This is a genomic window from Mycobacteriales bacterium, assembly GCA_036497565.1.
Taxonomy (GTDB): domain Bacteria; phylum Actinomycetota; class Actinomycetes; order Mycobacteriales; family QHCD01; genus DASXJE01.
Map to the genome: position 1 here is coordinate 16,004 of DASXJE010000067.1, position 23,961 is coordinate 39,964.

General features: G+C 71.1%; 20 protein-coding genes. 6 read left to right on the plus strand and 14 right to left on the minus strand.

The window, feature by feature from the left end; all coding sequences use genetic code 11:
- Window positions 1-72 precede the first annotated feature (72 nt).
- Window positions 73-1,116: an NAD-dependent epimerase/dehydratase family protein gene (locus VGH85_05660; GenBank protein HEY2173283.1), complete on the plus strand. Its 1,044-nt coding sequence runs from the start codon at window positions 73-75 to the stop codon at window positions 1,114-1,116.
- Here VGH85_05660 and solA read toward each other — a convergent pair.
- From solA to VGH85_05675, 3 genes are read right to left on the minus strand one after another with little or no spacing between them, the layout of a single operon-like run.
- Entirely contained in the window at window positions 1,105-2,217 is a 1,113-nt protein-coding gene (solA, locus tag VGH85_05665; GenBank protein ID HEY2173284.1) for an N-methyl-L-tryptophan oxidase, read from the minus strand. The two genes, VGH85_05660 and solA, sit on opposite strands and share 12 nt — an antisense overlap.
- Window positions 2,218-2,264: 47 nt before the next feature.
- Window positions 2,265-2,780 (minus strand): DinB family protein, encoded by a 516-nt coding sequence (locus VGH85_05670; protein ID HEY2173285.1) that lies wholly within the window; start codon window positions 2,778-2,780, stop codon window positions 2,265-2,267.
- 9 nt (window positions 2,781-2,789) lie between these two features.
- Window positions 2,790-4,169, minus strand: coding sequence for an FAD-dependent oxidoreductase (locus tag VGH85_05675; protein ID HEY2173286.1), 1,380 nt, complete (start codon window positions 4,167-4,169; stop codon window positions 2,790-2,792).
- A gap of 177 nt (window positions 4,170-4,346) precedes the next feature.
- Here VGH85_05675 and VGH85_05680 point away from each other — a divergent pair, with 177 nt between their 5' ends.
- The gene (locus tag VGH85_05680; GenBank protein ID HEY2173287.1) at window positions 4,347-5,027 is read left to right on the plus strand and encodes a DedA family protein; all 681 of its coding nucleotides are present in this window, start codon (window positions 4,347-4,349) and stop codon (window positions 5,025-5,027) included.
- Between the two features lie 3 nt (window positions 5,028-5,030).
- Here the strand turns inward: VGH85_05680 and hutH are convergent, their stop codons facing one another.
- Genes hutH through hutU form a run of 5 tightly spaced genes read right to left on the minus strand, consistent with a single transcriptional unit; the run spans window position 5,031 to window position 11,970 of the window.
- Complete coding sequence (gene hutH / locus VGH85_05685; GenBank protein HEY2173288.1) at window positions 5,031-6,569, minus strand: histidine ammonia-lyase; 1,539 nt, start codon at window positions 6,567-6,569, stop codon at window positions 5,031-5,033.
- Window positions 6,566-7,744, minus strand: coding sequence for an imidazolonepropionase (gene hutI, locus VGH85_05690; protein HEY2173289.1), 1,179 nt, complete (start codon window positions 7,742-7,744; stop codon window positions 6,566-6,568). Before hutI ends, hutH begins: the two co-directional genes overlap by 4 nt.
- The gene (locus VGH85_05695) at window positions 7,741-9,078 is read right to left on the minus strand and encodes a formimidoylglutamate deiminase (protein HEY2173290.1); all 1,338 of its coding nucleotides are present in this window, start codon (window positions 9,076-9,078) and stop codon (window positions 7,741-7,743) included. The genes hutI and VGH85_05695 overlap by 4 nt, the downstream gene beginning before the upstream one ends.
- On the minus strand, window positions 9,075-10,280 hold the full coding sequence (locus VGH85_05700) for an allantoate amidohydrolase (GenBank protein ID HEY2173291.1): 1,206 nt from the start codon (window positions 10,278-10,280) through the stop codon (window positions 9,075-9,077). Before VGH85_05700 ends, VGH85_05695 begins: the two co-directional genes overlap by 4 nt.
- 34 nt (window positions 10,281-10,314) lie before the next feature.
- The gene (gene hutU, locus VGH85_05705) at window positions 10,315-11,970 is read right to left on the minus strand and encodes a urocanate hydratase (protein ID HEY2173292.1); all 1,656 of its coding nucleotides are present in this window, start codon (window positions 11,968-11,970) and stop codon (window positions 10,315-10,317) included.
- 82 nt (window positions 11,971-12,052) lie between these two features.
- Between hutU and VGH85_05710 the strand changes: the two genes are divergently transcribed.
- Window positions 12,053-12,838: an HAD-IIA family hydrolase gene (locus VGH85_05710; GenBank protein HEY2173293.1), complete on the plus strand. Its 786-nt coding sequence runs from the start codon at window positions 12,053-12,055 to the stop codon at window positions 12,836-12,838.
- Window positions 12,839-13,014: 176 nt separating this feature from the next.
- Here the strand turns inward: VGH85_05710 and VGH85_05715 are convergent, their stop codons facing one another.
- From VGH85_05715 to VGH85_05730, 4 genes are read right to left on the minus strand one after another with little or no spacing between them, the layout of a single operon-like run.
- Window positions 13,015-13,641 (minus strand): RNA methyltransferase, encoded by a 627-nt coding sequence (locus VGH85_05715; GenBank protein ID HEY2173294.1) that lies wholly within the window; start codon window positions 13,639-13,641, stop codon window positions 13,015-13,017.
- An 8-nt stretch (window positions 13,642-13,649) separates the two neighbouring features.
- Window positions 13,650-14,177 (minus strand): orotate phosphoribosyltransferase, encoded by a 528-nt coding sequence (gene pyrE / locus VGH85_05720; GenBank protein ID HEY2173295.1) that lies wholly within the window; start codon window positions 14,175-14,177, stop codon window positions 13,650-13,652.
- Between the two features lie 9 nt (window positions 14,178-14,186).
- Complete coding sequence (locus VGH85_05725; protein ID HEY2173296.1) at window positions 14,187-15,650, minus strand: ATP-binding protein; 1,464 nt, start codon at window positions 15,648-15,650, stop codon at window positions 14,187-14,189.
- Between the two features lie 6 nt (window positions 15,651-15,656).
- Window positions 15,657-16,370, minus strand: coding sequence for a response regulator transcription factor (locus VGH85_05730; protein ID HEY2173297.1), 714 nt, complete (start codon window positions 16,368-16,370; stop codon window positions 15,657-15,659).
- A gap of 230 nt (window positions 16,371-16,600) precedes the next feature.
- Here VGH85_05730 and VGH85_05735 point away from each other — a divergent pair, with 230 nt between their 5' ends.
- The 3 genes from VGH85_05735 to VGH85_05745 are packed head-to-tail and all read left to right on the plus strand — an operon-like array spanning window position 16,601 to window position 21,663.
- Complete coding sequence (locus VGH85_05735; protein HEY2173298.1) at window positions 16,601-17,875, plus strand: glycosyltransferase; 1,275 nt, start codon at window positions 16,601-16,603, stop codon at window positions 17,873-17,875.
- Window positions 17,872-19,947, plus strand: a complete 2,076-nt coding sequence (locus VGH85_05740) for a glycosyltransferase family 39 protein (protein HEY2173299.1) — start codon at window positions 17,872-17,874, stop codon at window positions 19,945-19,947. The genes VGH85_05735 and VGH85_05740 overlap by 4 nt, the downstream gene beginning before the upstream one ends.
- A gap of 60 nt (window positions 19,948-20,007) precedes the next feature.
- A complete protein-coding gene (locus VGH85_05745) occupies window positions 20,008-21,663 on the plus strand; it encodes an FAD-dependent oxidoreductase (GenBank protein ID HEY2173300.1) in 1,656 nt (551 codons plus the stop codon).
- Between the two features lie 17 nt (window positions 21,664-21,680).
- Here the strand turns inward: VGH85_05745 and VGH85_05750 are convergent, their stop codons facing one another.
- Together VGH85_05750 and VGH85_05755 are read right to left on the minus strand one after the other, a co-directional pair.
- A complete protein-coding gene (locus tag VGH85_05750) occupies window positions 21,681-22,715 on the minus strand; it encodes a YihY/virulence factor BrkB family protein (GenBank protein ID HEY2173301.1) in 1,035 nt (344 codons plus the stop codon).
- A gap of 361 nt (window positions 22,716-23,076) precedes the next feature.
- Window positions 23,077-23,847: a TetR/AcrR family transcriptional regulator C-terminal domain-containing protein gene (locus VGH85_05755; GenBank protein HEY2173302.1), complete on the minus strand. Its 771-nt coding sequence runs from the start codon at window positions 23,845-23,847 to the stop codon at window positions 23,077-23,079.
- Window positions 23,848-23,961 lie beyond the last annotated feature (114 nt).

A 23,961-nucleotide genomic window follows, 5' to 3' on the forward strand; every position in this document is an offset into this window, starting at 1 on the left:
GCAGCCGCCCGGTGCTTCCGCCGAGTGCGAACGCCCTTCCGTCGCCGGGCACGTGACTGACAGGCTCGGGCGATGCGAGTCCTTGTGCTGGGCGGAACCAGATTCCTCGGCCGGGCCGTCGTCGCGGCCGCGCTCGCCGCCGGCGACGACGTCACGACCTTCACGCGCGGCGTCTCCGGAAAGCCGCCGGATCCGGTCGAGGCGCTCTACGGCGACCGCGGAGTCCCGAACGACCTCGGAGTCCTCAAGGGCAGGCAGTTCGACGTCGTCGTCGACACCAGCGGTTACGAGCCGCGGGTCGTCCGGGACAGCGCCCGGCTCCTGGCGCCGTCGGCCGGGCACTACGTCTTCGTCTCGACCCTCAACGTCTTCCCGGGCTGGCCCGAGCGGCCCGTCGGTGCGGACTCGCCGGTGCACGACGGCACCCCGGATGCGGTGACCGGCGATGCGCCCGACGATCCGGTCGCCCGTTACGGCTGGCTCAAGGCGGGTTGTGAGCGCGCGGTCGAGCGAGAGTTCGGCGACCGGTCGACGATGACGCGGGCCGGGCTGCTGATCGGACCGCACGACGACACCGGCCGGCTGACCTGGTGGCTGCGGCGGGTCGCCCGCGGCGGTGAGGTGCTCGCTCCCGGTCGACCGGACCGGCGGATGGCGCTGGCCGACGTACGCGATCTGGCGACATGGATGCTGCGCTGCGGCCGAGACGGCGTCGCGGGAAGCTTCATCACCACCGGGCCCGCCGGTCAGGTGAGCTTCGAGGGCCTCCTGGATGCCTGCCGTACGGCGACCGGCTCGGACGGCCGGTTCAGCTGGCTGCCGGACGACTTCCTGACCGCCCACGAGGTCACACCCTGGACCGATCTCCCGCTCTGGCTCCCGGAGGCGATCGGACCGGCGGCGTTCGACCACGACACCGGCCCGGCCGAGCAGGCCGGGCTCCGCTTCCGTCCGGTCGCCAGGTCCGTGGCCGAGACCTGGGCCTGGCTGCGCACGACCCCCGACCCGGCCCACGATTCCGAGCGACCGTCGACGGGGATCGACCCGGAGAAGGAGCAGGCGGTGCTCGACGCGTGGCACGCAGCCGGAGGAAGCGCCGACGGTTCACAGGTGTGAGCCGTCGGAGCGGCGACCTCCGTCTCCGGACCACATGCCGATCGGAATCGGCTCCGTGCCCTCTGCCGCATCGGCGAGCAACCTTCCGATCAGCGGCGTGAACTTGAAGCCGTGCCCGGAGAACCCGGCGGCGACGATGAGCGGACCGTCCCGGGTGACGACGAAGTCCTCGGTGCGGGTGGAGGTGTAGAGGCAGGTCTCGTACGACGTGGGCTCGGGGTCGAGGCCGGGCAGCGCGCGGCGGACGTAGTCCTGCACCCGCTGCCGGCCGTCCTCGTCGCCGGCGAAGGATCGCCCGTCCGCGGACACTGCGGCGCCGGTGTGATGCTCGCCGACCTTAAGGCCGTGACCCGTCGTGGGGAGCCCGTAGCGCGCCGGATCGCTGCGATCGACGAAGCACGGCCAGCGCATCGCCTCGCTGGTCGGCCGGAAGTAGAAGACCTGCTCGCGGGTCACCGTCAGCTCCGGCAGGTCGACCAAGCCGCCCAGGGTGTCGGCGGCCCAGGGGCCGGCGGCGACGACGGCGACCGGGGCGGTGGCGGTGAAGCCGGCGGTCCGCACCTGCACACCGGCACCCGAGCGCTCGACGGTCGCCCGACCGCAGTCCATCGCCAAGGTCCCGCCGTGCCTGCGGGCCTGGTCGTGCAGCGCCTCGAGCACCCGGTCGGCCCGGATCACCGCGCCGTCGGGCTGGTAGACGACGTCGCCGTCGAACCGCATGCCCGGCCAACGGTCGGTCGCCTGGCCGGCCGAGAGGACGTCGTGCGGCAGACCGAGTTCGTCGAAGACGCGGGCGATCGGCTCGATCTCCTTGTCGGGACCGTGATCGAGCGAACCGGTGGGCTCGAGCAGCGGCGTACCTGCGGCTTCTTCCAGCTCACGCCAGAGCGGCCGTGCCTCGACGGCGAGCGCGGCGTAGTACGCGTCCGGATACCCGAGCCGGAAGATCCGCGAAGGCCCGTGGGAGCTGCCGCGACCATGACCGGCCGGATACCGGTCGAGCAGCAGCACCGAGCGCCCGCGGCGGGACAGCCACCACGCGGCGGCCGAACCCATGGCGCCGGCGCCGACCACGATCACGTCGTAACGGGACTCGACCACGGCTGCGCGCCTCCTTGACCGGCTACAGGACCGGCTACTGGGACCGGCTACTGGCCGGTGCTCCCGTCGATCCGCTCGCGCAGCAGGTCGAGGTGGCCGCAGTGGCGGGCGGTCTCCTCGACCATGTGCGCCAGCGCGTAGCGCAGGACGAACGCCATTCCTTCGCCGCGCGCGTGATCGTCGAGGGCGGCGCCGGCGATGGCAGCCCGCGAGCGCTCGCACTCGTGCAGATAGTCGGCGACGACCGACCCCACCGTGTCGGAGTCGTCGAGCGGGAAGTTGCCGTGCGGGTCGTCCTCCGGCCACGGCCACGGCAGGTCGGCGCCGGCGAAGTCGATGCTGAACCAGAAGCGTTCGGTCCCGGCGAGATGTTTGACGACGCCGAGGGGTGTCAAGGTCGACGGCGACGCGGACGTACGGCGCGCCTGCTCCTCGGTGAGGCCGGCCACCTTGTTGACAGCAGTGGCACGCAGGAAGTCGAGCAGCCCCGTCAACGTCTCGCGCTCCGAGCCGTCCTCGATCGGACGCTGACGGGCTACCGGCTGCACGACGTCGTCGGCCATGCCGCGACTCTAACGACGAGCGGTGTCGGCCACGACGCCGGCGGCCTTGCGCGCCGCGACCAGTACCGGATCCCAGACCGGCGCGAACGGCGGCGCGTAGGACAGGTCCATGCCGATGATCTGGTCGACGGTCATGGAGTTCCACAGCGCCGCGGCCAGCACGTCGATCCGCTTCGCGGCGCCGTCGCGTCCGACGATCTGCGCCCCGAGCAGCCGGCCCGAGCCCGGCTCCGCGATGACCTTGGTGGTGATCGCCTCGGCTCCGGGGAAGTAGCCTGCCCGCGTCGTCGATTCGATGGTCGCGCTGACGGCGGGGAACCCGGCGTCGTCGGCCTCCCGGCTGGACAGTCCGGTCCGGGCGATCTCCAGGTCGCAGACCTTCGTGACCGCCGTACCCAGGACGCCGGGAAACGTCGCGTCACCGCCGCCGATGTTGATGCCGGCGACCCGGCCCTGCTTGTTGGCGTGGGTGCCGAGCGCGACGTGCACGGGCCGCCGGCTGACGAGATGACGGCTCTCCACGCAGTCGCCGACCGCCCAGACACCCTGGTGCGCGGGCGATTGCATCCGGGTGTCCGTGACGATGCCGCCGGTCGGCCCGCACGCGATGCCGGCGGCGCGGGCGAGCTCGGAGTTGGGCCGGGTGCCCAGCCCGAGGATCACGAGGTCAGCCGGCAGCGTCGCCGCCTCGGTGACGACGGCGCCGACCCGGGAGTCGCCGTCGATGCCGCGCACCGGGTCCTCGAGCCGCACCTCGATCCCCATGCCGCGCATGGCGTCGGTGATCAGCCCACCCACATCGGGATCGAGCGTGGCCATCGGTGCCGGACCGGCCTCCACCACGGTGACCTCGAGGCCGCGGCGTACCAGCGCCTCGGCCATCTCCAGACCGATGTAGCCCGCGCCGACCACGACGGCTCGGCGCGGTCGGGATTCGAGCGCCGCGAGCACGGCCGCTCCGTCGTCCAGCGTCTGCACGCCGTAGACACCGTCGAGATCGATGCCCGGCAGGTCCGGCCGCGTCGGCAGGGCGCCGGTGGCCACCACGAGCTGGTCGAATGACAGCCGGCGATCGGAGCCGTCACCGAGATCGCGCACGACCACCTCGCGCCGGTCGAGATCGATGTCGGTCGCCTCGTGGCGGATCCGTACGTCGATGTCCTGCTTCTCGCGGAATTCCCTCGGCTTACGAGCGACGAGCGCGTCCACCGGCGACACGTCACCGGCGATCAGGTAGGGAATGCCGCAGGCGGAGTAGGACGTGTAACTCCCCCGCTCGACCGCGATGATCTCCAGGTCGCCGGGTCCGCGCAGGCGGCGGGCCTGCGACGCCGTCGACATACCGCCCGCATCGCCGCCGACGACGACCAGCCGCTCCCGAGCGCCCATCGACACAGCCTGGCACAGATCCACTACCGGACCGCACCGCCCTCTCCCCGGCCTGCTTTCCATGATCGTGATCGGATTCGTTCGGCGTTTCGCGGCTTCTTCCGATCACGATCATGGGGTGGAGGGTCCGGTGAGGGAGGGCCCGCGCGGGGGTAGGCCGCAGGTAGCCTTGGCCTCGTGACGACTCTCGCCGCCTCGCCGCTGAGCCCGACCTATCTGATCGATACCTTCGGTCTGGTCGGGCTGCTGGTCATCCTGTTCGCCGAGTGCGGCCTGCTGGTCGGCTTCTTCCTGCCGGGTGACACGTTGCTGTTCAGCGCCGGCCTGCTCGTGTCCAACAACATCTTCCATGTGCCGCTGTGGTCGCTGCTCGTTCTCACACCGATCGCGGCGATCGCCGGCAACCTGGTCGGCTACTGGATCGGATACCGCGCCGGACCGCCGATCTTCGACCGGCCGGATTCCCGGCTGTTCAAGCGGGAACACGTCGACCGGGCGCACCGATTCTTCGACAAGTACGGGCCGGCGACGGTGCTCCTCGCACGCTTCGTGCCGGTCGTGCGCACCTTCGTCACCGTGATCGCCGGTGCCAGCCGGATGCGCTTCTCCACCTACGCCTTCTTCAGCATCATCGGCGGCGTGCTGTGGGCGTCGGGTGTCACCCTCGCGGGCTACTACCTCGGCACGATCCGGATCATCCGCGACAACGTCGACCTCATCCTGATCCTCGGCGTCCTCTGTGCCGTCGTCATCTCGCTCTTCCCGATCGGCGCCAAGATGGTCAGCAACCGGCGGGAGAAGGCCGTGGCCCGCGCGGCCGCCGCCGACGAGTCGGCCGCGGCGGTCGAGTCGGAGTAGCCCTCAGCCCAGCGGCCCGGCGGCGGCCTCGACCTCAGCCCGCAGCTGCGTGCCGACGAGTTCGGCCCGCACGGCCTCCAGCATCGGCGCGACGTAACGGTCCGGTCCGGGCGCACCGGCGTACGGCGTGATCCGGCGCAGCACCACCTGCCCGGCCGGTCCCGGCGTCAACGGGGCGCGCAACTGCAGGCCGCGGGCGGCCGTGAGCAGCTCGACGGACAGGATGTCCGCGAGATTGTCGAGCACCGTCCGCAGCTTGCACGCCGCCGACCACCCCATCGACACGTGGTCCTCCTGCATTCCGGAGGTCGGCAGCGAGTCGACCGATGCGGGTGCAGCCAACCGACGATTGTCGGCGACCACCCCGGCGGCGGTGTACTGCGCGATCATCAGCCCCGAGTTGACCCCCGGGTCGGGCGCGAGGAATGCCGGCAGCCCGCGGGACCGGACCAGGTCGAGCAACCGGTCGACCCGGCGCTCGGCGATCGACCCGACCTCGGCCGCGGCGATCGCGAGGTAGTCGGCGGCGAAGCCGAGCGGTGCACCGTGGAAGTTGCCGGTCGTCTCCACCCGCCCGTCCGGCAGCACCACCGGATTGTCCACAATGGACACCAACTCCCGGCCGGCGACCTGCTCGGCGAAGGTCAGCGTGTCGCGGGCGGCGCCGGCGACCTGCGGCGCGCACCGCATGGAGTAGGCGTCCTGCACCGCGTGTTCCATGTTGTCGCGGTGCGAGGCCATGATGGCCGAGCCCTGCAGCAGCCGGTGGATGTTGGCCGCGCTGACCGCCTGGCCGGGGTGCGGCCGGATCTCGTGCAGCTCGCGGGCGAAGGGCCGGTCACTGCCGAGCATCGCCTCGATCGCGAGCGCGCCGGTGAGATCAGCCATGGTGAAGAGGTGCCGCGCATCGGCGATCGCGAGCAGGAGCATGCCGAGCATCCCGTCGGTGCCGTTGATGAGCGCCAGCCCCTCCTTGCTGGCCAGGACGATCGGCGTCAGCCCTGCGGTGGCCAGCGCCTCAGCGGCGTCGACCCGCGCACCGTCCCGCCCCAGCACCCATCCTTCGCCGAGCAGCACCAGGGCGCAGTGCGCAAGCGGCGCCAGATCCCCGCTGGCGCCGAGCGATCCGTGCTCGGGCACCCACGGCGTCACGTCGGCGTCGAGCAGGTCGACCAGGCCCTGCACGATCTGCGGTCGTACGCCGGAGCGACCCATCGCCAACGAGCGGGCCCGCAGCAGCAGCATCGCCCGCACGACCTCGCGGGGCATCGGAGCTCCCATGCCCGCGGCGTGCGACCGGATCAGCGAATGTTGGAGCTCGGTCCGCCGCTCACGCGGGATCCGGGTGCTCGCCAGCGCACCGAAGCCGGTCGAGACGCCGTAGACGGCGCGGTCGCTGTATTCGATCTCGTCGACGATGGCCCGGCTCGTCGTGATCGCCTCCAGCGCGGCGGGCGACAACTCGACCCGAGCGTCCGCACGGGCGACCGCGATCACGTCGGCGGGCGTCACTCCGTCGGGTCCGACGACAACGGTCTTCATCTACTCTCCTTCACCACCGCACCACCCTGTACGACCGTCGACACGAGCGGAACACCCGGCCGGTAGGCGAGATGCACGTAGGACGGCGCTTCCAAGACTGCCAGGTCGGCCCGAAGCCCGGTGGCCAGCCGGCCGATGTCATTCCGCCGCAGCGCCTGCGCGCCGCCGGCGGTCGCGGCGTAGAGCGCCTCGGCCGGCGTCATCCCCATCTCGCGGACGGCAAGGGCGATGCAGAACGGCATGCTCGTGGTGAAGGACGACCCCGGGTTGCAGTCGGTCGCGATCGCCACCTGCGCTCCGACGTCGAGCAGCCGGCGTGCGTCGGGCGAGGTGGCCCGGGTGCAGAATTCCGCGGAGGGCAGCAGCGTCGCGACGGTGTTCGAGCCGGCCAACAGACCGACGTCGGCGTCGGTGAGATGGCTGCAGTGATCTGCTGACGCGGCGTCGTACTCGACCGCGATCTGGACACCGGGCCCGGGGTGCAGCTGATTGACGTGCAGCCGAGGCGTCAGCCCGCGCGCGACACCGGCGTCGAGCACGGTGCGGGTGGCGTCCGCGTCGAACGCACCCTGCTCGCAGAAGACGTCGATCCACCGGGCGTACGGCGCACATGCGTCCAGCATCGGTCCGCACACCAGCGCCACGTAGGCATCCGGGTCTTCTTTGTATTCCGGTGGAACGACGTGGGCGCCGAGGAAGGTCGTCTCGGTAGTGGCCTCACCGGCGATCCGCAACGAGCGCGCCTCGTCTTCCACCGTGAGGCCGTATCCGCTCTTGCACTCGATCGTCGTCGTCCCCTGTCGCCGCGCCTCGGTGACCAGGCTGATGAGGGTTTCGCGCAACGACTCGTCGCTCGCCGCTCTCGTCGCCTCGACGGTCTTGGTGATTCCGCCTGCAGCGTAAGGGGTTCCGGCCATCCGCGCGGCGAACTCCTCCGCCCGGTCGCCGGCGAAGACCAAGTGGTCGTGCGAGTCGACGAAGCCGGGGATGACCGCACGGCCGGCGACGTCGAGTCGGGAGTCGGCCGCCGGCGCCTCGTCCGGTACGCCGATCCACGCGACGAGACCGCCGTCGATGGCGAGTGCGACGTCGTGCCGGACGCCGAGCGCGCCCGCGCCGACCGCCGGGTCGTTGGTGACCAGCTCCCCGATGCCGGTGACGAGTAACGAGCTCACGTGGTCACCCTTCCGATCGCCCGGCGCAGCTCACCGGGCACGTCGTCGACGAGCAGATGGACCCCGTCGCGGACGACCTCGCGGCCACCGACCATGACCTGCCGTACGTCGGCGGCCGTGCCGGCGTAGACCACGCCGTCGAGCGCAGTCGAGTCGTCGGCGCCGATCCCGGCGAGCCGTACGCCGTCGAGGTCGACGGTGACCAGGTCGGCCGGTGCACCCGGCGCGATCCGGCCGGCCCCCGGCCAGCCGAGCGCGGCGTGCCCGGTCGCGGTGGCGGCATCGAGCAGGGCGGCCGAGGTGAAGTTGCCGCGGATCTCCGAGCGCAGCCGCTCGTCCAACTCGATCGAGCGTGCCTCGATCAACGGATCGATCATGGCGTGGCTGTCGCTGCCCACCGACAGCGGGCAGCCGGCGTCGGCGAGTGCGCGGGCCGGTGCGATCCCGTCGGCGAGGTCGCGTTCGGTCGTGGGGCACAGGCAGATCCCGGCGCCGCTGTCGCCGAGGAGTTCGATGTCGTCGCGGCGTAGGTGGACGGCGTGCACGGCGACGGTGCGCGGCCCGAGCGCCCCCGCGTCGGCGAGCAGTCGGGTCGGCGTCTTGCCGTAGGCGTGATCGCAGGCGTCGTTCTCGCCTCGCTGCTCCGACAGGTGCACGTGCAGCGGCCAGCCCTGCTCGCCCGCCCACCGGGACACCGTGGGGATCTGCCCGGCCGGCACCGCGCGCACGGAGTGCACGGCCGCGCCCACCTTCGCGTGGCGGCCGACGGGCCGGAAGGCCGCGACCCGGCGCATCCAGCCGTCGGCGTCGCCGTCCCCGAAACCCCGCTGGACGCCGGACAGGGGTTCACCGATCCCGCCGGTGAGGTAGCAGGTGTCGAGCAGCGTGATCCGGATACCGGCCTCGTCGGCCGCCTGCGCCAGCGCCGCGGACATCGCGTTGGCGTCGTCGTACGGCGTGCCGTCCGGCCGATGGTGCAGGTAGTGGAACTCGCCCACGCAGCAGATCCCGGCGAGCGCCATCTCGGCGTAGACGGCCCTGGCGAGGGTGAGGTAGCTGTCCGGGTCGAGCCGCTCGGCGACGGCGTACATCTTCTCGCGCCAGGTCCAGAAGGTGCTGGTGCCGTCGTGCGTGCGGCCGCGCAGTGCGCGGTGGAATGCGTGCGAGTGGGTGTTGGCGAACCCCGGCAGGGTCAGGCCGGTGAGCCGTTCGGCGTCGGGCGGGGCGGGGGCGTCACGGGTGACCGCGGTGATTCCGCCGTCGTCGATGTCGATGAGTACGTCGGCCGCCACCCGGCCGTCGAGGACCGCGAGCTGGGCGTGCCGGCGGATCATCGGAACGCCAGCTCCTCGAGCACCGCGGCGAGAGCCTCCACGCCGGCGAGGCAGTCGGCCTCGGTCGCATGCTCGGCCGGCGAGTGGGAGACACCGGTCGGGTTGCGGACGAAAAGCATCGCCGTGGGGATCCCGGCTTCGGCGAGTACGCCGGCATCGTGGCCGGCCGCGGTCGGCAGCACCGGGGCGTCGGGCAGCACCCGGCGGACCGTGTCGGTCGTCGTACCGGCGAAGGACACGGCGGGGCTGGCCGACTCTGCGACGACCCGGACCGAGGTGCCGTCCGCACCGGCACGGGCGACGGTGTGCTCGGTGAGCCGGTCGATGAGCCGGGTCAAGGTCGGCTGGTCCGGGGCGCGGGCGTCGAGCCAGGCGCGCACCCGGGACGGGATGGCGTTGGTGCCGTTGGGCTCGACGAGGATCCGGCCGACGGTCGCGACGGCTCCGGTCTGTTCCGCCGTCGTGCGCGCACACAGCACGGTCGCCGCGGCGGTGAGCATCGGATCGCTGCGGTCCTCGAGCCGGGTGGTGCCGGCGTGATCCGGGCGGCCGGTGATGTCGACGAGCCAGCGTCCGTGCGGCCAGATCTCCGCGCCGACGCCGACCGGCGCGTCGAGGTCGACCAGGCCGCGGCCTTGCTCGATGTGCAGTTCGACGTACGCCGTGACCTCGTCCAGCAGGCCGGACCGGCCGAGATCGGGCTCGTCGCCGGCCGACGCCATCGCCTCCACCAGACCGACCCCGTCGGCGGCGCGGAGACCCGCCGCCCGCTCCGGAGTCAGCAGCCCGGTGAGCAGCCGGGAGCCGAGGCACGCCGTACCGAATCGGCCGCCCTCCTCTTCGGCGAAGACCGCCACACCGACCGGGCGGACCGGGGCGAGTCCGCGCCCGCGCAGGACGTCGATCGCGGCGAGCCCGGACACGACGCCCAGCGGGCCGTCGAAGGCGCCGCCTTGCGGCACCGAGTCGAGATGGCTCCCGGTGACGACACCACCGGCCCGTGCCTGCGGCTCCGGCCGCCACCAGGCGACGTCGTTACCGTTGCCGTCGGACTCGAGGACGAGGTCCCGCCGGGCCGCCTCCGTCTGGAACCACGCCCGGGCTGCCCGCTCGGCCGGCGTCCAGGCGAAGCGCAGGTATCCGCCGGAGGTGGGGTCGCGCCCGATCGGGGCCAGCTCCGCCCACATCGACGCGAACGTCACGGCCCACCCGCGTCGCGACAGCGGCCCGGCCGCATCATGGGCCGGCCATCGGGATGTGCACGCCGCGGGCGCGGGCCACCTCACGCGCGTCGGCGTAACCGGCGTCGGCGTGCCGCATGATGCCGGTGCCCGGGTCGTTGGACAGCACCCGCGCGATCTTCTCGCCGGCCAGCGCGGTGCCGTCGGCGACGCACACCTGACCGGCGTGGATCGACCGGCCGATGCCGACGCCGCCGCCGTGGTGGATCGACACCCAGGACGCCCCGGACGCGACGTTGAGCATCGCGTTGAGCAGCGGCCAGTCGGCGATCGCGTCGGACCCGTCGGCCATCGCCTCGGTCTCCCGGTACGGCGAGGCGACCGACCCGGTGTCGAGGTGGTCGCGACCGATGACGATCGGCGCGGCCAGTTCGCCCGAGGCAACCATGTCGTTGAAGCGCACCCCGGCGCGGTCCCGCTCGCCGTAGCCGAGCCAGCAGATCCGGGCCGGCAGCCCCTGGAAGTGCACCTTCTCCTGGGCGAGCCGGATCCAGCGGGCCAGCGACTCGTTCTCGGGGAAGAGGTCGAGGATCGCCCGGTCGGTGCGCATGATGTCGGCCGGATCGCCGGAGAGCGCGGCCCAGCGGAACGGGCCCTTCCCCTGGCAGAACAACGGGCGGATGTAGGCCGGCACGAACCCCGGAAAGTCGAACGCCCGGGCGTAGCCGGCGGTCTGGGCCTCGCCGCGGATCGAGTTGCCGTAGTCGAAGACCTCGGCGCCGGCATCGAGGAAGCCGACCATCGCCTCGACGTGGTGCGCCATCGACTCCCGGGCCCGGGTGGTGAACCCGGCGGGATCCTCGGCGCGCAGGGCGGGCATATCGGCGAAGGAAACACCCTGCGGCAGATAGCTGAGCGGGTCGTGCGCTGAGGTCTGGTCGGTCACGACGTCGATCGGCGCGCCCATCTCCAGCAGTTCCGCCACCATGTCCGCGGCGTTGCCCAGCACGCCGATCGAGCGGGCCTGCCGGGCATCTCGCGCCACCACCGCCCGGCGAAGCGCGTCCGGGAGATCGGCCGCGGACTCGTCGAGGTAGCCGTGCGCGATCCGCCGCGAGATCCGGGACGGGTCGCAGTCGATGCAGATCGCGACCCCGCCGTTCATCGTGATCGCGAGCGGCTGCGCTCCCCCCATCCCGCCGAGGCCGGCGGTGAGGGTGATGGTGCCGGCGAGGCTTCCGCCGAACCGCTTCTCCGCGACGGCGGCGAAGGTCTCGTAGGTGCCCTGCAGGATCCCCTGCGTACCGATGTAGATCCACGACCCGGCCGTCATCTGGCCGTACATCGTGAGCCCGGCCGACTCCAGCCGCCGGAACTCCTCCCAGTTGGCCCAGTCGGGCACCAGGTTGGAGTTGGCGATCAGCACCCGCGGCGCCCACTCGTGGGTCCGGGTGATGCCCACCGGCTTGCCCGACTGCACCAGCAGGGTCTCGTCGTCGGCGAGGTCGCGCAGGCTCGCGATGATCGCGTGGTAGGCCTCCCAGGACCGGGCCGCGCGGCCCGACCCGCCGTAGACCACGAGCTGCTCCGGGTGCTCGGCGACCTCCGGGTCGAGATTGTTCATGAGCATCCGCAGGGCGGCCTCCTGCTGCCAGCCCCGACACGACAGCGCCGTCCCACGGGGCGCGTGCACCGGTTCGTATGACGCCATGATCACGACGCTACCGCCCCACCGGGCCGGGCAACGGGCGCTCGCGGCGGCCCGGCGTACCCCGCCCTGCGATCATCTGGGCATGAGTGAACGACGGAGCGCCGAATGCTGGCTCACCGACATGGATGGCGTCCTGGTCGACGAGGGGCGACCGATCCCCGGGGCGACCGACTTCATCGCGCGGCTCGAGGCGTCGGGCAAGCGCTACCTGGTCCTGACCAACAACTCGATATACACGCCACGCGACCTGCACGCCCGGCTGCGCGGCGCGGGCATCGACGTACCCGAGCGGGCGATCTACACGTCGGCGCTCGCCACCGCGCAGTTCCTCGAGAGCCAGCGTCCGGGTGGTACGGCGCACGTGATCGGCGAGGCCGGCCTGACCACGGCGCTGCACGCGATCGGCTATGTCCTGACCGACGTCGCGCCGGACTACGTCGTACTCGGGGAGACCCGGACCTACAGCTTCCAGGCGATCACCCGGGCGATCCGGCTGATCGACGCCGGGGCGCGCTTCATCGCGACGAACCCGGACGCGACCGGACCGTCGGCCGAAGGAGCGTTGCCGGCCACCGGCTCGGTCGCGGCGATGATCACCAAGGCGACCGGGGTCGAGCCGTACTTCGTCGGGAAGCCCAACCCGCTGATGATGCGCTCCGCGCTGAACACCGTGCAGGGCCACAGCGAGAGCACGGTCATGATCGGCGACCGGATGGACACCGACGTGATCTCCGGGATCGAGGCCGGGCTCGAGACCGTGCTGGTGCTGACCGGGGTGACCAGGAAAGCCGACATCGAGCGCTTCCCCTACCGGCCGTCCCGCGTCGTCGACTCGGTGGCCGACCTGGTCGGCGAACTCGACGCCTGACCCCTCCCCCCTCGCCATTCGGCTTGACGTCACGTTCAAGCGCTCTATCCGCGTCAACGTCACGTTGACGCGGAATGGGGGCGGGGCCGGCGTACGAGAAGGCTGTGGTCGACATCGTGCGTGCTACTCGCCGATCTGGGCCGAAGATGCGAGTACGGCGCACGATGTCGGGCGGGCTACGGCGGGAGGGCGTGGGTGCGGATCCAGGCGTGCATCGCGATGCCGGCGGCGACGCCGGCGTTGATCGAACGGGTCGAGCCGAACTGGGCGATCGAGCAGACGACGTCGGCGGCCGCGCGGGCGGGCTCGGACAGCCCCGGCCCCTCCTGCCCGAAGAGCAGCAGGCAGCGCCGCGGCAGGGCCGTCGTCTCGAGCGGTACCGCGCCGGGCAGGTTGTCGACCGCCACGATCGGAAGGTCCTGCGCGCGGCACCAGCCGACGAGCTCGTCGATGTCGGCGTGATGCCGCACGTGCTGATAGCGATCGGTCACCATCGCACCGCGGCGGTTCCACCGCCGGCGGCCGACCACGTGTACCTCGCGGGCGAGGAACGCATTGGCCGTCCGGACGACGCTGCCGATGTTGAGGTCGTGCGCCCAGTTCTCGACACCGACGTGGAAATCGTGCCGTCGGGTGTCGAGGTCGGCGACGATCGCCTCGAGCCGCCAGTAGCGGTAGCGGTCAATGACGTTGCGCCGGTCACCGTTCTCGAGCAGCTCCGGGTCGAGCCTCGGGTCGTCCGGCCACGGCCGGGGGTGCGGCCCGACCCCGACGGCCTCGGCCGGCCGGTCAGGCTCGGTCACAGCAGCGGTCAGCCCAGCCCGATGTCGGCCATCGTGTAGGCCGCGCGGTAGTCCAGCCCGGCGGCGCGTACGGCGTCCCCGGCGCCCCGGTCGACGATCACCGCCACTCCGACGACCTGCGCGCCAACCTCACCGAGCGCCTTGACGGCGGTGAGAACGCTGGAGCCCGTCGTGGAGGTGTCCTCGACCGCGAGCACCCGCCGGCCGGTCAGATCAGGGCCCTCGATCCGGCGCTGCAGGCCGTGCGCCTTGCCCTCCTTGCGTACGACGAACGCGTCGACCGCTCCCCCGCTCGCGTGCAGCATCGCCGCCGCGACCGGGTCGGCGCCGAGGGTCAGCCCGCCGACGGCGGCGTAGTCCCAGTCGGCGGTCAGTTCGTTCATCACCCGGCCGACCAGCGGCGCCGCTTCGCGGTGCAGGGTGATGCGGCGCAGGTCGACGTAGTAGTCGGCCTCCTGGCCTGAGGAGAGCACCACCCGGCCGTGGACGACGGCGAGATCGGCGATGAGCTGGCGGAGGCGGTCGCGGTCGGTCACGGCGGCAGCCTACGGCGCCGCCGGAACTGCGGCCGATGCCGGGAGGGACACCGACACCACCGTGGCCCCGGGCACCGAGCGCAGCATCGTCTGGCCGTCGTGTGCGGTCACGATCGCACGGACGATCGCCAGCCCGAGGCCGGTGCCCCCGCTGGCGCGGGCGCGGGAAGGGTCGGCCCGGTAGAACCGGTCGAAGACGCGCGGCACCTCGGCGGCGGGGATCCCCGGCCCGTCGTCACAGACGTCGAGGGCGACCCGCCCATCGGCGGCACGTACCGCGATGGTGACGGTCGTGCCCGGCGGGGTATGGGACCGGACGTTGCCCAGCAGGTTGGCCAGAATCTGGTGCAGCCGGGCCTGGTCGCCGATGACCGGTACCGGATGCGGCGGGATGTCGAGGATCACCGGCCGGGTCGGATCGACGACGCGGTGGTCACTGGCGGCGTCCGCCGCGAGCAGGGCGAGATCCACCTCCTCCCGTTGCAGGGCCCGGCCCTCGTCGAGGCGGGCGAGCAGCAGCAGGTCGTCGACCAGGACACCCATCCGGTTGGACTCCTCCGCGATCCGGCGCATCGCCACGCCGGCATCGGCGAGGTGACGGACGTCGGTCACCTCCCCGTTGCGGAAGAGGTCGGCATATCCGCGGATGGTCGCGAGCGGCGTACGGAGTTCGTGTGAGGCGTCCGCGACGAACTGCTGAAGCTGGCGTTGCGCGATCGTCCGCTCGAGCAGCGCCGCGTCGATCACCGAGAGCATGTGGTTCATGCCCTGACCGAGCTGGCCGACCTCGGTCGACGTCGGCGGTGCCGGGACGCGCAACGCGAGCGCGGCGTCGCCGGTGAGATCGGATTCGGCGATCCGCCGGGTCGTGGCGGTGATCCGGCGGAGCGGGCGCAGGGCGACGCCGATCAACCCCGAACCGACGACGGCCACGATGACGAGGCCCGCGGCACCTACCGCGACCTCCACCAGCAGCAGCCGCTGGAGTGTCGCGGCGACGGCCGCCGTCGACTGCCCGATCACGAGGGTGGTGCCGTCGGGCAGGGTGCTCGCCTCGACCCGGTAGCTGCCGGACTTGCCGGGCAGCTGCGAGATGGTCTGTGGGGCCTGGCCGGGCGCGACCTGCGCGAGCCGGGACATGGCCGCCGACGAGAGCGCGCTGGCGCTGCCGCCGCTGCTGGTGCCGACCGGTATCGCCTGGGTGCGGTCCGGGCTCAGATAGATGCCCACCACTCCGATGGGCTGCGGACCGAACCGGTCGCCGCCGAACCCACCGGGCGGCCCGAGGTGCCGGTACCGGTCGAGCAGCTGACTGACCTGATCGTCGACCCGGCCGGCGAGAAAGGAGTTCAGCGCCCGATAGGTCACGATGCCGGACGCGCTGAACATGACGAGGAACAGGACGAGCAGCAATGAGATCAGCCGGCGACGGAGCGACCAGCCACTGATCCTGCGGAGCACCGATGCGAGCACGAGGGATCAGCGCCGGGCAGGCCGCAGGACGTATCCGACGCCCCGCACGGTGTGGATGAGCGGCAGGTTGCCGGCATCGATCTTGCGGCGCAGATAGGAGACGTAGAGCTCGACGACGTTGCCGTTGCCCCCGAAGTCGTAGTCCCAGACCCGGTCGAGGATCTGGGCCTTGGACAGGACCCGGGGCGAGTTGCGCATGAGGTAGCGCAACAGCTCGAACTCGGTGCGGGTGAGGTCGATGAACTGCTCGCCGCGGCGAACCTCACGGGTGTCCTCGTCGAGCGTCAGATCGTCGACGGACAGGGTGGCGCTGCGGGCGGTGGTGATCGCCGCCCGGCGGAGCAGTCCACGCAGTCGCGCGACGAGTTCCTCGACACTGAACGGCTTGGTCACGTAGTCGTCGCCGCCGAGGGTCAGTCCGCGGACCCGGTCCTCGGTGGCGTCCCGCGCGGTCAGGAAGATCACCGGGGCGTCGCAGCCGGCCGCCCGGATCCGGGTGAAGAGCGAGAACCCGTCGGCGTCGGGCAGCATCACGTCGAGGATGACGACGGCCGGCTGGAAGGCTTCGATCTGGATCAGGGCGTCTGCCGCGGTCAACGCCGCCGTCGCCCGCCATCCCTCGAAACCCAGCGCGGTGACCAGCATCTCGGCCAGGTAGCGCTCGTCGTCGACCACGAGGACACGTACGGCGTCCGCACGCGACGAGATCGTCCCGGTCATGGGTGCTCCCGCCGTACCTGTCATGGTCTTTCCCAAGGCGGGCCTCCTCGCGTCACCTCCGTCGCCGGAGGTTGGAGCCTTACTATCGCTGGGGTTCCTGTGGGATCCCTGAAACATTTCTGTGAGCAGGCTGTGAATCCCGCCGCGCTCCGGCGGATGCGCGGAAACACACAGGCGGCTCGCTGGAAACACACAGCCGGCTCTGAGAATCGGCTGCCACGGTGCCGTTCATGAGCACCGCAACAGCCCACCAGCATCCGTTGAGGCCGGTCGACGACCACTGGGCGAGCCCCGACGGCGACCGGCGTCGACCTGTCGTCGAGGTCGTCGTACCGGTCTACGACGAGCAGGAGGTGCTGGCCGAGAGCGTGCGCCGGCTGCACCGCTACCTCTCGGAGTCCTTCCCTTATCCATTCCGGATCACAATCGCCGACAACGCAAGCACGGACCGGACCTGGACGATCGCCACGACGCTCGCCCGCGAGCTGCCGGGCGTGCACGCCGTGCGGCTCGAGAGCAAGGGACGCGGCGGCGCACTGCACCACATCTGGGCCCGCAGCGACGCCGATGTCGTGAGCTACATGGACGTCGACCTGTCGACCGGACTGGAGGCATTTCTCCCCCTCGTCGCACCGTTGCTCTCCGGGCACAGCGACGTCGCGATCGGGAGCCGCCTGAGCCGCACCGCGCGGGTGGTCCGTGGTCCGCGCCGGGAGATCATCTCGCGCTGCTACAACCTGATGCTGCGGGCCACCCTGCGGGCCCGGTTCTCCGACGCGCAGTGCGGTTTCAAGGCGGTACGGACCGACCGGGTGCGGCAACTGCTGCCGCTGATCGAGGACAACGGCTGGTTCTTCGACACCGAACTCCTGGTCATCGCCGAACGGATCGGGCTGCGGATCCACGAGGTTCCGGTGGACTGGACGGATGACCCGGACTCCCGGGTCGACATCGTCGCCACGGCTGTCGCCGACCTGAAAGGGATCGCGCGGCTCGGTCGCGGGCTGCTCACCGGCTCGGTGCCGATCGCGGCGTTGCGGGCGCAGGTCGATCGTGAGGCGCGAGCCGGATCACCGGAGCGGAGCCTCGTGGGGCAGTTGGCGAGCTTCGGCGTGATCGGAATCGCCAGCACCCTCGGCTATCTCCTGCTCTACGCCGTCCTGCATCCGTCCCTCGGTGCGCAGGGTGCCAACCTCCTGGCGCTGCTGCTTACCGCGATCGCCAATACGGCGGCAAACCGCCGATTCACCTTCGGCATGCACGGTCGGACGGGCGCGGCCCGCCACCAGATGGAGGGCCTGGCCGTCTTCGCCGCGTCGGTCGTCCTGACCAGCGGAGCGCTCGCCGTCCTGCACGCCCTGGACCCCGCACCCTCCGTTCCCGTGGAGGGCGGCGTGCTGGTTGCGGCGAACCTGGCCGCGACCCTGCTGCGATTTGTGCTGTTCCGTGCCTGGGTCTTCAACCCCAGCCGCTCCATCACCCCGACCCGAAGCGAGGATCGATGACGACGACGGCGACACAGCCAGGTGCCACCGGCCAGCTGGATACCCGCCGCCGGCGAGGGTCGGGCCGGTGGGCGCGCCTGATCCGCGGCCGCGAGTCGGACCCGAGATGGGTCCGGCCCTCTCTCCTGGGCCTCCTTGTCGCGACCGCGGTGCTCTACCTCTGGGGGCTCGGCGCCTCGGGCTGGGCGAACGACTTCTACGCCGCCGCCGTACAGGCCGGCTCCACGAGTTGGAAGGCGTTCTTCTTCGGCTCCTTCGACTCCTCGAACTTCATCACGGTCGACAAGCCGCCGGCATCACTGTGGGTGATGGAGATCTCCGCGCGGATCTTCGGAGTCAACGCGTGGAGCCTGCTGGTCCCGCAGGCGCTCGAAGGCGTCGCCTCAGTGGGCCTGCTCTACGCCGCAGTACGGCGATACTCCAGCCCCGCAGCCGGTCTGCTCGCCGGCGCGGTGCTCGCCGGCACCCCGGTCGCCGCCCTGATGTTCCGCTACGACAACCCCGACGCGCTTCTCGTGCTGCTGCTGGTCGCGGCGGCGTACGCCGTCCTGCGGGCGGTCGAACGCGGACACACCCGGTGGCTCGTCCTGGCCGGCGTCCTGGTCGGCACCGGCTTCCTCACCAAGATGCTGCAAGCGTTCCTCGTCGTACCGGCCTTCGCAGTGGTCTATCTGATCGCCGCACCGGGCCGGCCACGCCGTCGCCTCGGGCAGCTCGTGGTGGCCGGGTTGGCACTCGTCGTCTCCGCCGGGTGGTGGGTCGCGATCGTCGAAGCGATCCCGGCCGCCGACCGGCCCTACATCGGCGGTTCCACCACCAACAGCGTGCTGCAGCTCGCCTTCGGCTACAACGGGCTCGGACGGATCACCGGCAACGAGACGGGCAGTGTGGCGCCCGGCGGCGGCAGCTTCACCCCGACCTTCGGGGCGAACTTCGGGGGGAGCACCGGGCTCACCCGACTGTTCGGCACGCAGATGGGAAGCCAGATCAGCTGGCTGCTCCCGGCGGCGCTCATCGCCCTGGTCGCCGGATTGTGGATGCGGCGCCGTTCGCCACGGACCGATCCGGTGCGCGCATCTTTGCTGCTGTGGGGCGGGTGGCTGCTGGTCACCGGCGCCGTCTTCAGCTTTGCGAGCGGGATCATCCACCCCTACTACACGGTGGCGCTGGCGCCGGCGATCGGTGCACTGGTCGGCTGGATCGTGCCGCCGCTCTGGCGCGGCCGCGGCCGACTCGGCGAACGGGCGGCCCTGGCGGCGATGCTCGCCGTCACCGTCGGCTGGGCATTCGTATTGCTCGGCCGGACGCCCGACTGGCTGCCGTGGCTGCGGTGGGTGATCCTGCTCGCAGGCCTCCCGCTGTGCGCCGCGCTCCTGCTCCCGCCGCAGTTCGCCCGGCGTACGACGGCTCTCGTGGCGGCTGCGGCACTGGCGATCGGGCTCGCCGCACCGGCGGCGTACGCCGCCGAGACCGCCAGCCATCCCAGCTCCGGGGCCACCCCGTCGGCCGGCCCGTCCAGCGCGGGCGGCTTCGGCGGGCGTGCAGCCGGAGGACCTGCAGCCGCCGGAGGTGGACTGCCGGGCGGAGGCGGGGGGTTCCCGCAAGGGCCGGGTACGGGGCAACCGCCCGGACTTCCCGGCCGGGCCGCCGGTGGCGCGGGCGGGGCCGGCGGGATCGGCGGAATGCGGGACACCCAGCCGGTGAGCACTGCTCTGATCACCCTGCTGCGCACCGGCAGCAGTTCCTACCGATGGGCAGCCGCCATGACCTCCGCATCCGGTGCCGCGCCGTACCAGTTGGCGTCCGGGCAACCGATCATGGCTATTGGCGGCTTCAACGGCACCGACCAATCCCTGACCCTGGCCGCATTCCAGCAGTTGGTGAGCAAGCACGAGGTGCACTACTTCATCGCCGGCGGTGGCTTCGGTGGTGGCGGCGGACAAGGCGGGACCGCGCGCAACGACGACGCCAGCACGATCCAGAGCTGGGTCGAGTCGCACTTTACGTCGCGCACGGTCGGCGGGGTCACCGTCTACGACCTCACCTCGGCCAGTCGAAACATCGGTGGATAGACCGGGCTCCGGTTCTACGATCGGTGATGTGGTAACTGCTCGAAGGCCCGGCCGGCCGGCATGAGTGCTCCGGTGCTGCTCGCGGTCGATGACCATCCCGACCTCCTGCGAAACGTCGAGCGGGAGCTGCGAAACCGGTATGAGCCCGACTATCGCGTCCGCTGCCTGCGCTCGTCCAGCGAGGCACTCACCGCGCTGGACGAGTTGGCGGCGGCCGGCGACCAGGTCGCCCTGGTCCTCGTCGGTGAGGTGCTCTCGGGCGGCTCCGGAACGGCACTGCTGGCAGAGGTGCGGCACACGTTCCCACATGCCCAGCGCGTCCTGCTCATCAAATGGGGTCGTCTCGGGGACCCACGGGCCGGTGACACCATCTTCGAGGCGCTCTCCTTCGGGCGCATGGATCACTACGTGCTGCGGCCCGCCAATCCTCCGGACGAGCAGTTCCACCTGGCGATCTCCGGCTTCCTGCTCGCGTGGGCGGAGGCACGACGCCACGTTCCGCACACCGTGAATGTGATCGGGGAGAGCTGGTCCGGTCGGGCGTACGAGCTGCGCGCCGTCCTCGAGCGCTGCGCGATACCCCACCGGTTCCTCCTGGCCGGGTCCGAGGAGGGGCAGGTCCTCCTCGCAGGGAAAGGCGCCAGGCGGCTCCCCCTCCTCGTCTTCCCCGACGGGAACATCCTGGAAAATCCCACCGACGTGGAGATCGCGGCGGCGTCCGGGAACGCGGTCGACCCGGACCGGCACCAGTACGACGTCGTGGTCGTCGGCGGCGGGCCCTCGGGCCTGTCCGCGGGCGTCTACGGCGCCTCCGAGGGGCTGCATACCCTCGTCATCGACTCAGGCGGCGTGGGCGGGCAGGCCACGTCGAGTTCGTCGATCCGCAACTACCTCGGCTTCCCCCGTGGCGTCAGCGGCGGCGAGCTGGCCCGCCGGGCCTATGAACAGGCGTGGGTCTTCGGCGCCCGCTTCGCCTTCATGCAGCGCGTCACGCACCTTGTCCGGGAGCCGGACGGCATCGTGGTGAGCCTCAACACCGGCGGGGTGGTGGTGGCGCGCGCGGTGGTTCTGGCGACGGGTGCCCGCTACCGCTTGCTCGGCGTGCCGGCGCTCGAGGAGTTGCGCGGCGCCGGTGTCTTCTACGGAGCCGCCGCCTCGGAGGCGCCGCTCGCGTCGGCGAAGGACGTCTACGTCGTCGGGGGCGCGAACTCCGCTGGGCAGGCCGTCCTGCACCTGGCCCGCTACGCCCGGCGCGTCACGCTGGTGGTGCGGGCGGCGACGCTCGACGCCGGGATGTCGGAGTATCTGGTCCGCGAGATCCAGGCGACTCCGAACGTCGAAGTTCGCACACGGACCGAGGTCGTCGATGGCGGTGGCACCGGCTGGCTGGAACACCTGGTCCTGCGCAACGCCTCGGACGGCGAGGAGGAGACCGTCAACGCCCACGCCCTCTTCCTGATGATCGGGGCACGGCCGCACACCGACTGGCTCCCCCCGATCGTCGAGCGTGATCCTCGGGGCTTCGTCATGACCGGATCGGATCTCAGTGATGACGCACGTGGGGCGTTCAGCCGCCCGCCGCTACCGCTGGAGACCAGCCTCCCGGGAGTCCTCGCGGTCGGGGACGTCCGACACGGATCCGTGAAGCGCGTGGCGTCCGCCGTCGGTGAGGGCTCTATCGCGATCCAGCTCATTCACCGTTTGCTTGCCGAGTGAGCCTGACCGCCCGACGATCATTCGCCTCCTGTTGGCACGGGCACACTGTCGGCCTTGACGGCGTCGCGGGCCCCGATGGGTCGCGGCTCGCCGCGGGTGGTGTCGGCTTCGGTCTGTTGCTCGGACTCGGCGTTGATCTCCGCGCCGAGCAGTACGGCGTAGTTGGTGAGATACAGCCACATGAGCAGTACCGCGATGCCGGCCAGTGCACCGAAGTTCTTGCCGTACGAGCCGGACTTGCTGGCATACAAGGACAATAAGACGCTCACCACGATCCAGACGGTGGTGGCAGCCACCGCACCCAGGGAGACCCAGCGCAGCCTGGGCGCGTCCCGATCCGGTGCTGTCCGATAGAGCACCGCCAACGCCGCGGTGACCAGTCCGAGCAGCAGCAGCCAGCGGACCACCTGCACCACGACGGTGAAGGCCGGACTGATCGACAGATTGCTCAACACCGGCGGCAGGGCAGCGATGAGCGCTATGACGACCAGAAAGAACACGATGCCGGCGGCGGTGAGCATCATCGCCGTTCCCCGTAGCTTGACGAAGCCGCGTGTCTCCTCTTCGTCGTAGGCGACGTTGATCGCCTTCATCAGGTTCTGCACTGCCGCTGAGGCCGACCACAGGGCCAGCAACAGAGACACAACGAGCGCGACGGACAGGGCCCCCGAATGCTGACCTGTGATCCGCGAAATCTGGTCGGTCACGACGGTGCGCGCCGATGACGGAATCCCCGAGGAAGCCTGTTGCAGGTTCTTCTGTACCTGCGCCGGCGAGCTGACCAGCCCGTACAACGTGACTGCCGCGACCAGCGTCGGCGGGATCGCCAGGAAGGTGAAGAAGGCGACGCCCGCCGCCAGCAGGCTGATGTTGTCGTCCTTGCCTTCTTTCCAGGCCCGCTTCAGCACCTGGGCCCAGCCCTGCGGCGGGATCTGGGTAGGTTTCTCGGCCCGGCCGCCGGGAGGCAGCCGGTCCAGCTTTAGCGCGCCCATTGCCCACTCCTCTGGCCAAACGTCTTCAAGCCGATGGGTACGCGCCGTTGCGTAACCCACCGACGATCAGGGCCAGTCAGAGCCGGCGCATATCAGGATGAGTGTCGTCGCCGTCAGGCCGCTCGACCTGCTCCGTGCATATTGAGTCGCCCGGCGCTGTCTACGGCGTTCTGCGTGAGGCTGATACCTGGCCAGTGGCGGCCGGGGGATTCCAGATTTCTCGGGTGGAGCGTCGGTGGTCCCGTCGAGCTGCTCGGGCACGCTGTGCCCGTGGGGTGGCCGCCGTTCCGACATCGTCGCATCGCCCTCCTCGGCTGTTCCAGGCGTCCAAACCTGGACAACGGGGGTTCTGCCCACGAGACTTACGCTGTAAACCTCCACTGCCTTACGTCGTAAGCACGCCTGGCGCCGGCGCGGGCTCTCAGCCTTCGGACTGGGCCACCTGCAAGGCGAGGCGCTCGAGCAGGTGCTCGAGGGACTCCTCGAACTCCACCGCGGACTGGTCCTCGGCGAGCGCAACGCGGTGTCGACGGACATGAGGGAACGCCGCCAGGGCATCATCGGGCTCGTCGGCGGTATCCAATACATCCAGCGGACTTATGTCGGCGCCCCTGGCCGCGACTTCCAGCAGCAGGTGACCCAGCAAAAAGCTGGTGAATGCTCGGTAAGCGATCACGGCCACGTCGTCACTGAACCCCTCGGCCGCAAGCCCTTCGAAGAACGACTCGACCCACCGGAGGTTGCGCAGCGGCGGACGAAGCCACGGTGCCTCCGGTGGCCGGGACGCGACCAGCGGAAAGGCGTTCGGATGCCGCAACGCGACGCGGCGAATGCCGTGCGCCAGGCGCTGCAGGAAGTCCTGCCAGCCGTGCTCCGGGGTGACGATGACCTCGGGATCGTCGTAGGTCTCGTCGATGATCGTGTCGACGATGCCGTCGAGCAGTCCCTCACGCCCGTCGACATGGCGGTACAGCGACATGGCTTCGACCCGAAGCTCGCCCCCCACCGCCCGCATGGTCAACCGGGCCAAGCCGTGCTCATCGACATAGGCGACTGCCGCGTCCAGGATGCGCTGACGATCCAGCGCCACCCGGCTCGACGGCGCCTTGACCCCGGCAACGGCGGCGGCATCAGCATCCAGGGATCCGGTGGCCTTCTCGCCGTCTGGCTCTTCGGGCACCGGCCGCACCACCCTTCCCCGTCCAGGCGTTGCCGCCCACCCCGGCCGCCAAGTCCGCATCCTACGGGCGGTTGACGGCCTAGCCACAGCCGTAGTACCGAATCAGGCGTGACATCGTCGCGCGCA

Coding starts and splice junctions, on each gene's coding strand:
- VGH85_05670 (HEY2173285.1), bottom strand. CDS start 2,780: ATGGCCGACGACGTCGTGCAGCCGGTAGCCCGTCAGCGTCCGATCGAG.
- VGH85_05675 (HEY2173286.1), bottom strand. CDS start 4,169: ATGGGCGCTCGGGAGCGGCTGGTCGTCGTCGGCGGCGATGCGGGCGGT.
- VGH85_05730 (HEY2173297.1), bottom strand. CDS start 16,370: ATGACCGGGACGATCTCGTCGCGTGCGGACGCCGTACGTGTCCTCGTG.
- VGH85_05710 (HEY2173293.1), top strand. CDS start 12,053: ATGAGTGAACGACGGAGCGCCGAATGCTGGCTCACCGACATGGATGGC.
- VGH85_05660 (HEY2173283.1), top strand. CDS start 73: ATGCGAGTCCTTGTGCTGGGCGGAACCAGATTCCTCGGCCGGGCCGTC.
- hutH (HEY2173288.1), bottom strand. CDS start 6,569: ATGAAGACCGTTGTCGTCGGACCCGACGGAGTGACGCCCGCCGACGTG.
- VGH85_05695 (HEY2173290.1), bottom strand. CDS start 9,078: ATGATCCGCCGGCACGCCCAGCTCGCGGTCCTCGACGGCCGGGTGGCG.
- VGH85_05735 (HEY2173298.1), top strand. CDS start 16,601: ATGAGCACCGCAACAGCCCACCAGCATCCGTTGAGGCCGGTCGACGAC.
- VGH85_05740 (HEY2173299.1), top strand. CDS start 17,872: ATGACGACGACGGCGACACAGCCAGGTGCCACCGGCCAGCTGGATACC.
- hutU (HEY2173292.1), bottom strand. CDS start 11,970: ATGGCGTCATACGAACCGGTGCACGCGCCCCGTGGGACGGCGCTGTCG.
- VGH85_05745 (HEY2173300.1), top strand. CDS start 20,008: ATGAGTGCTCCGGTGCTGCTCGCGGTCGATGACCATCCCGACCTCCTG.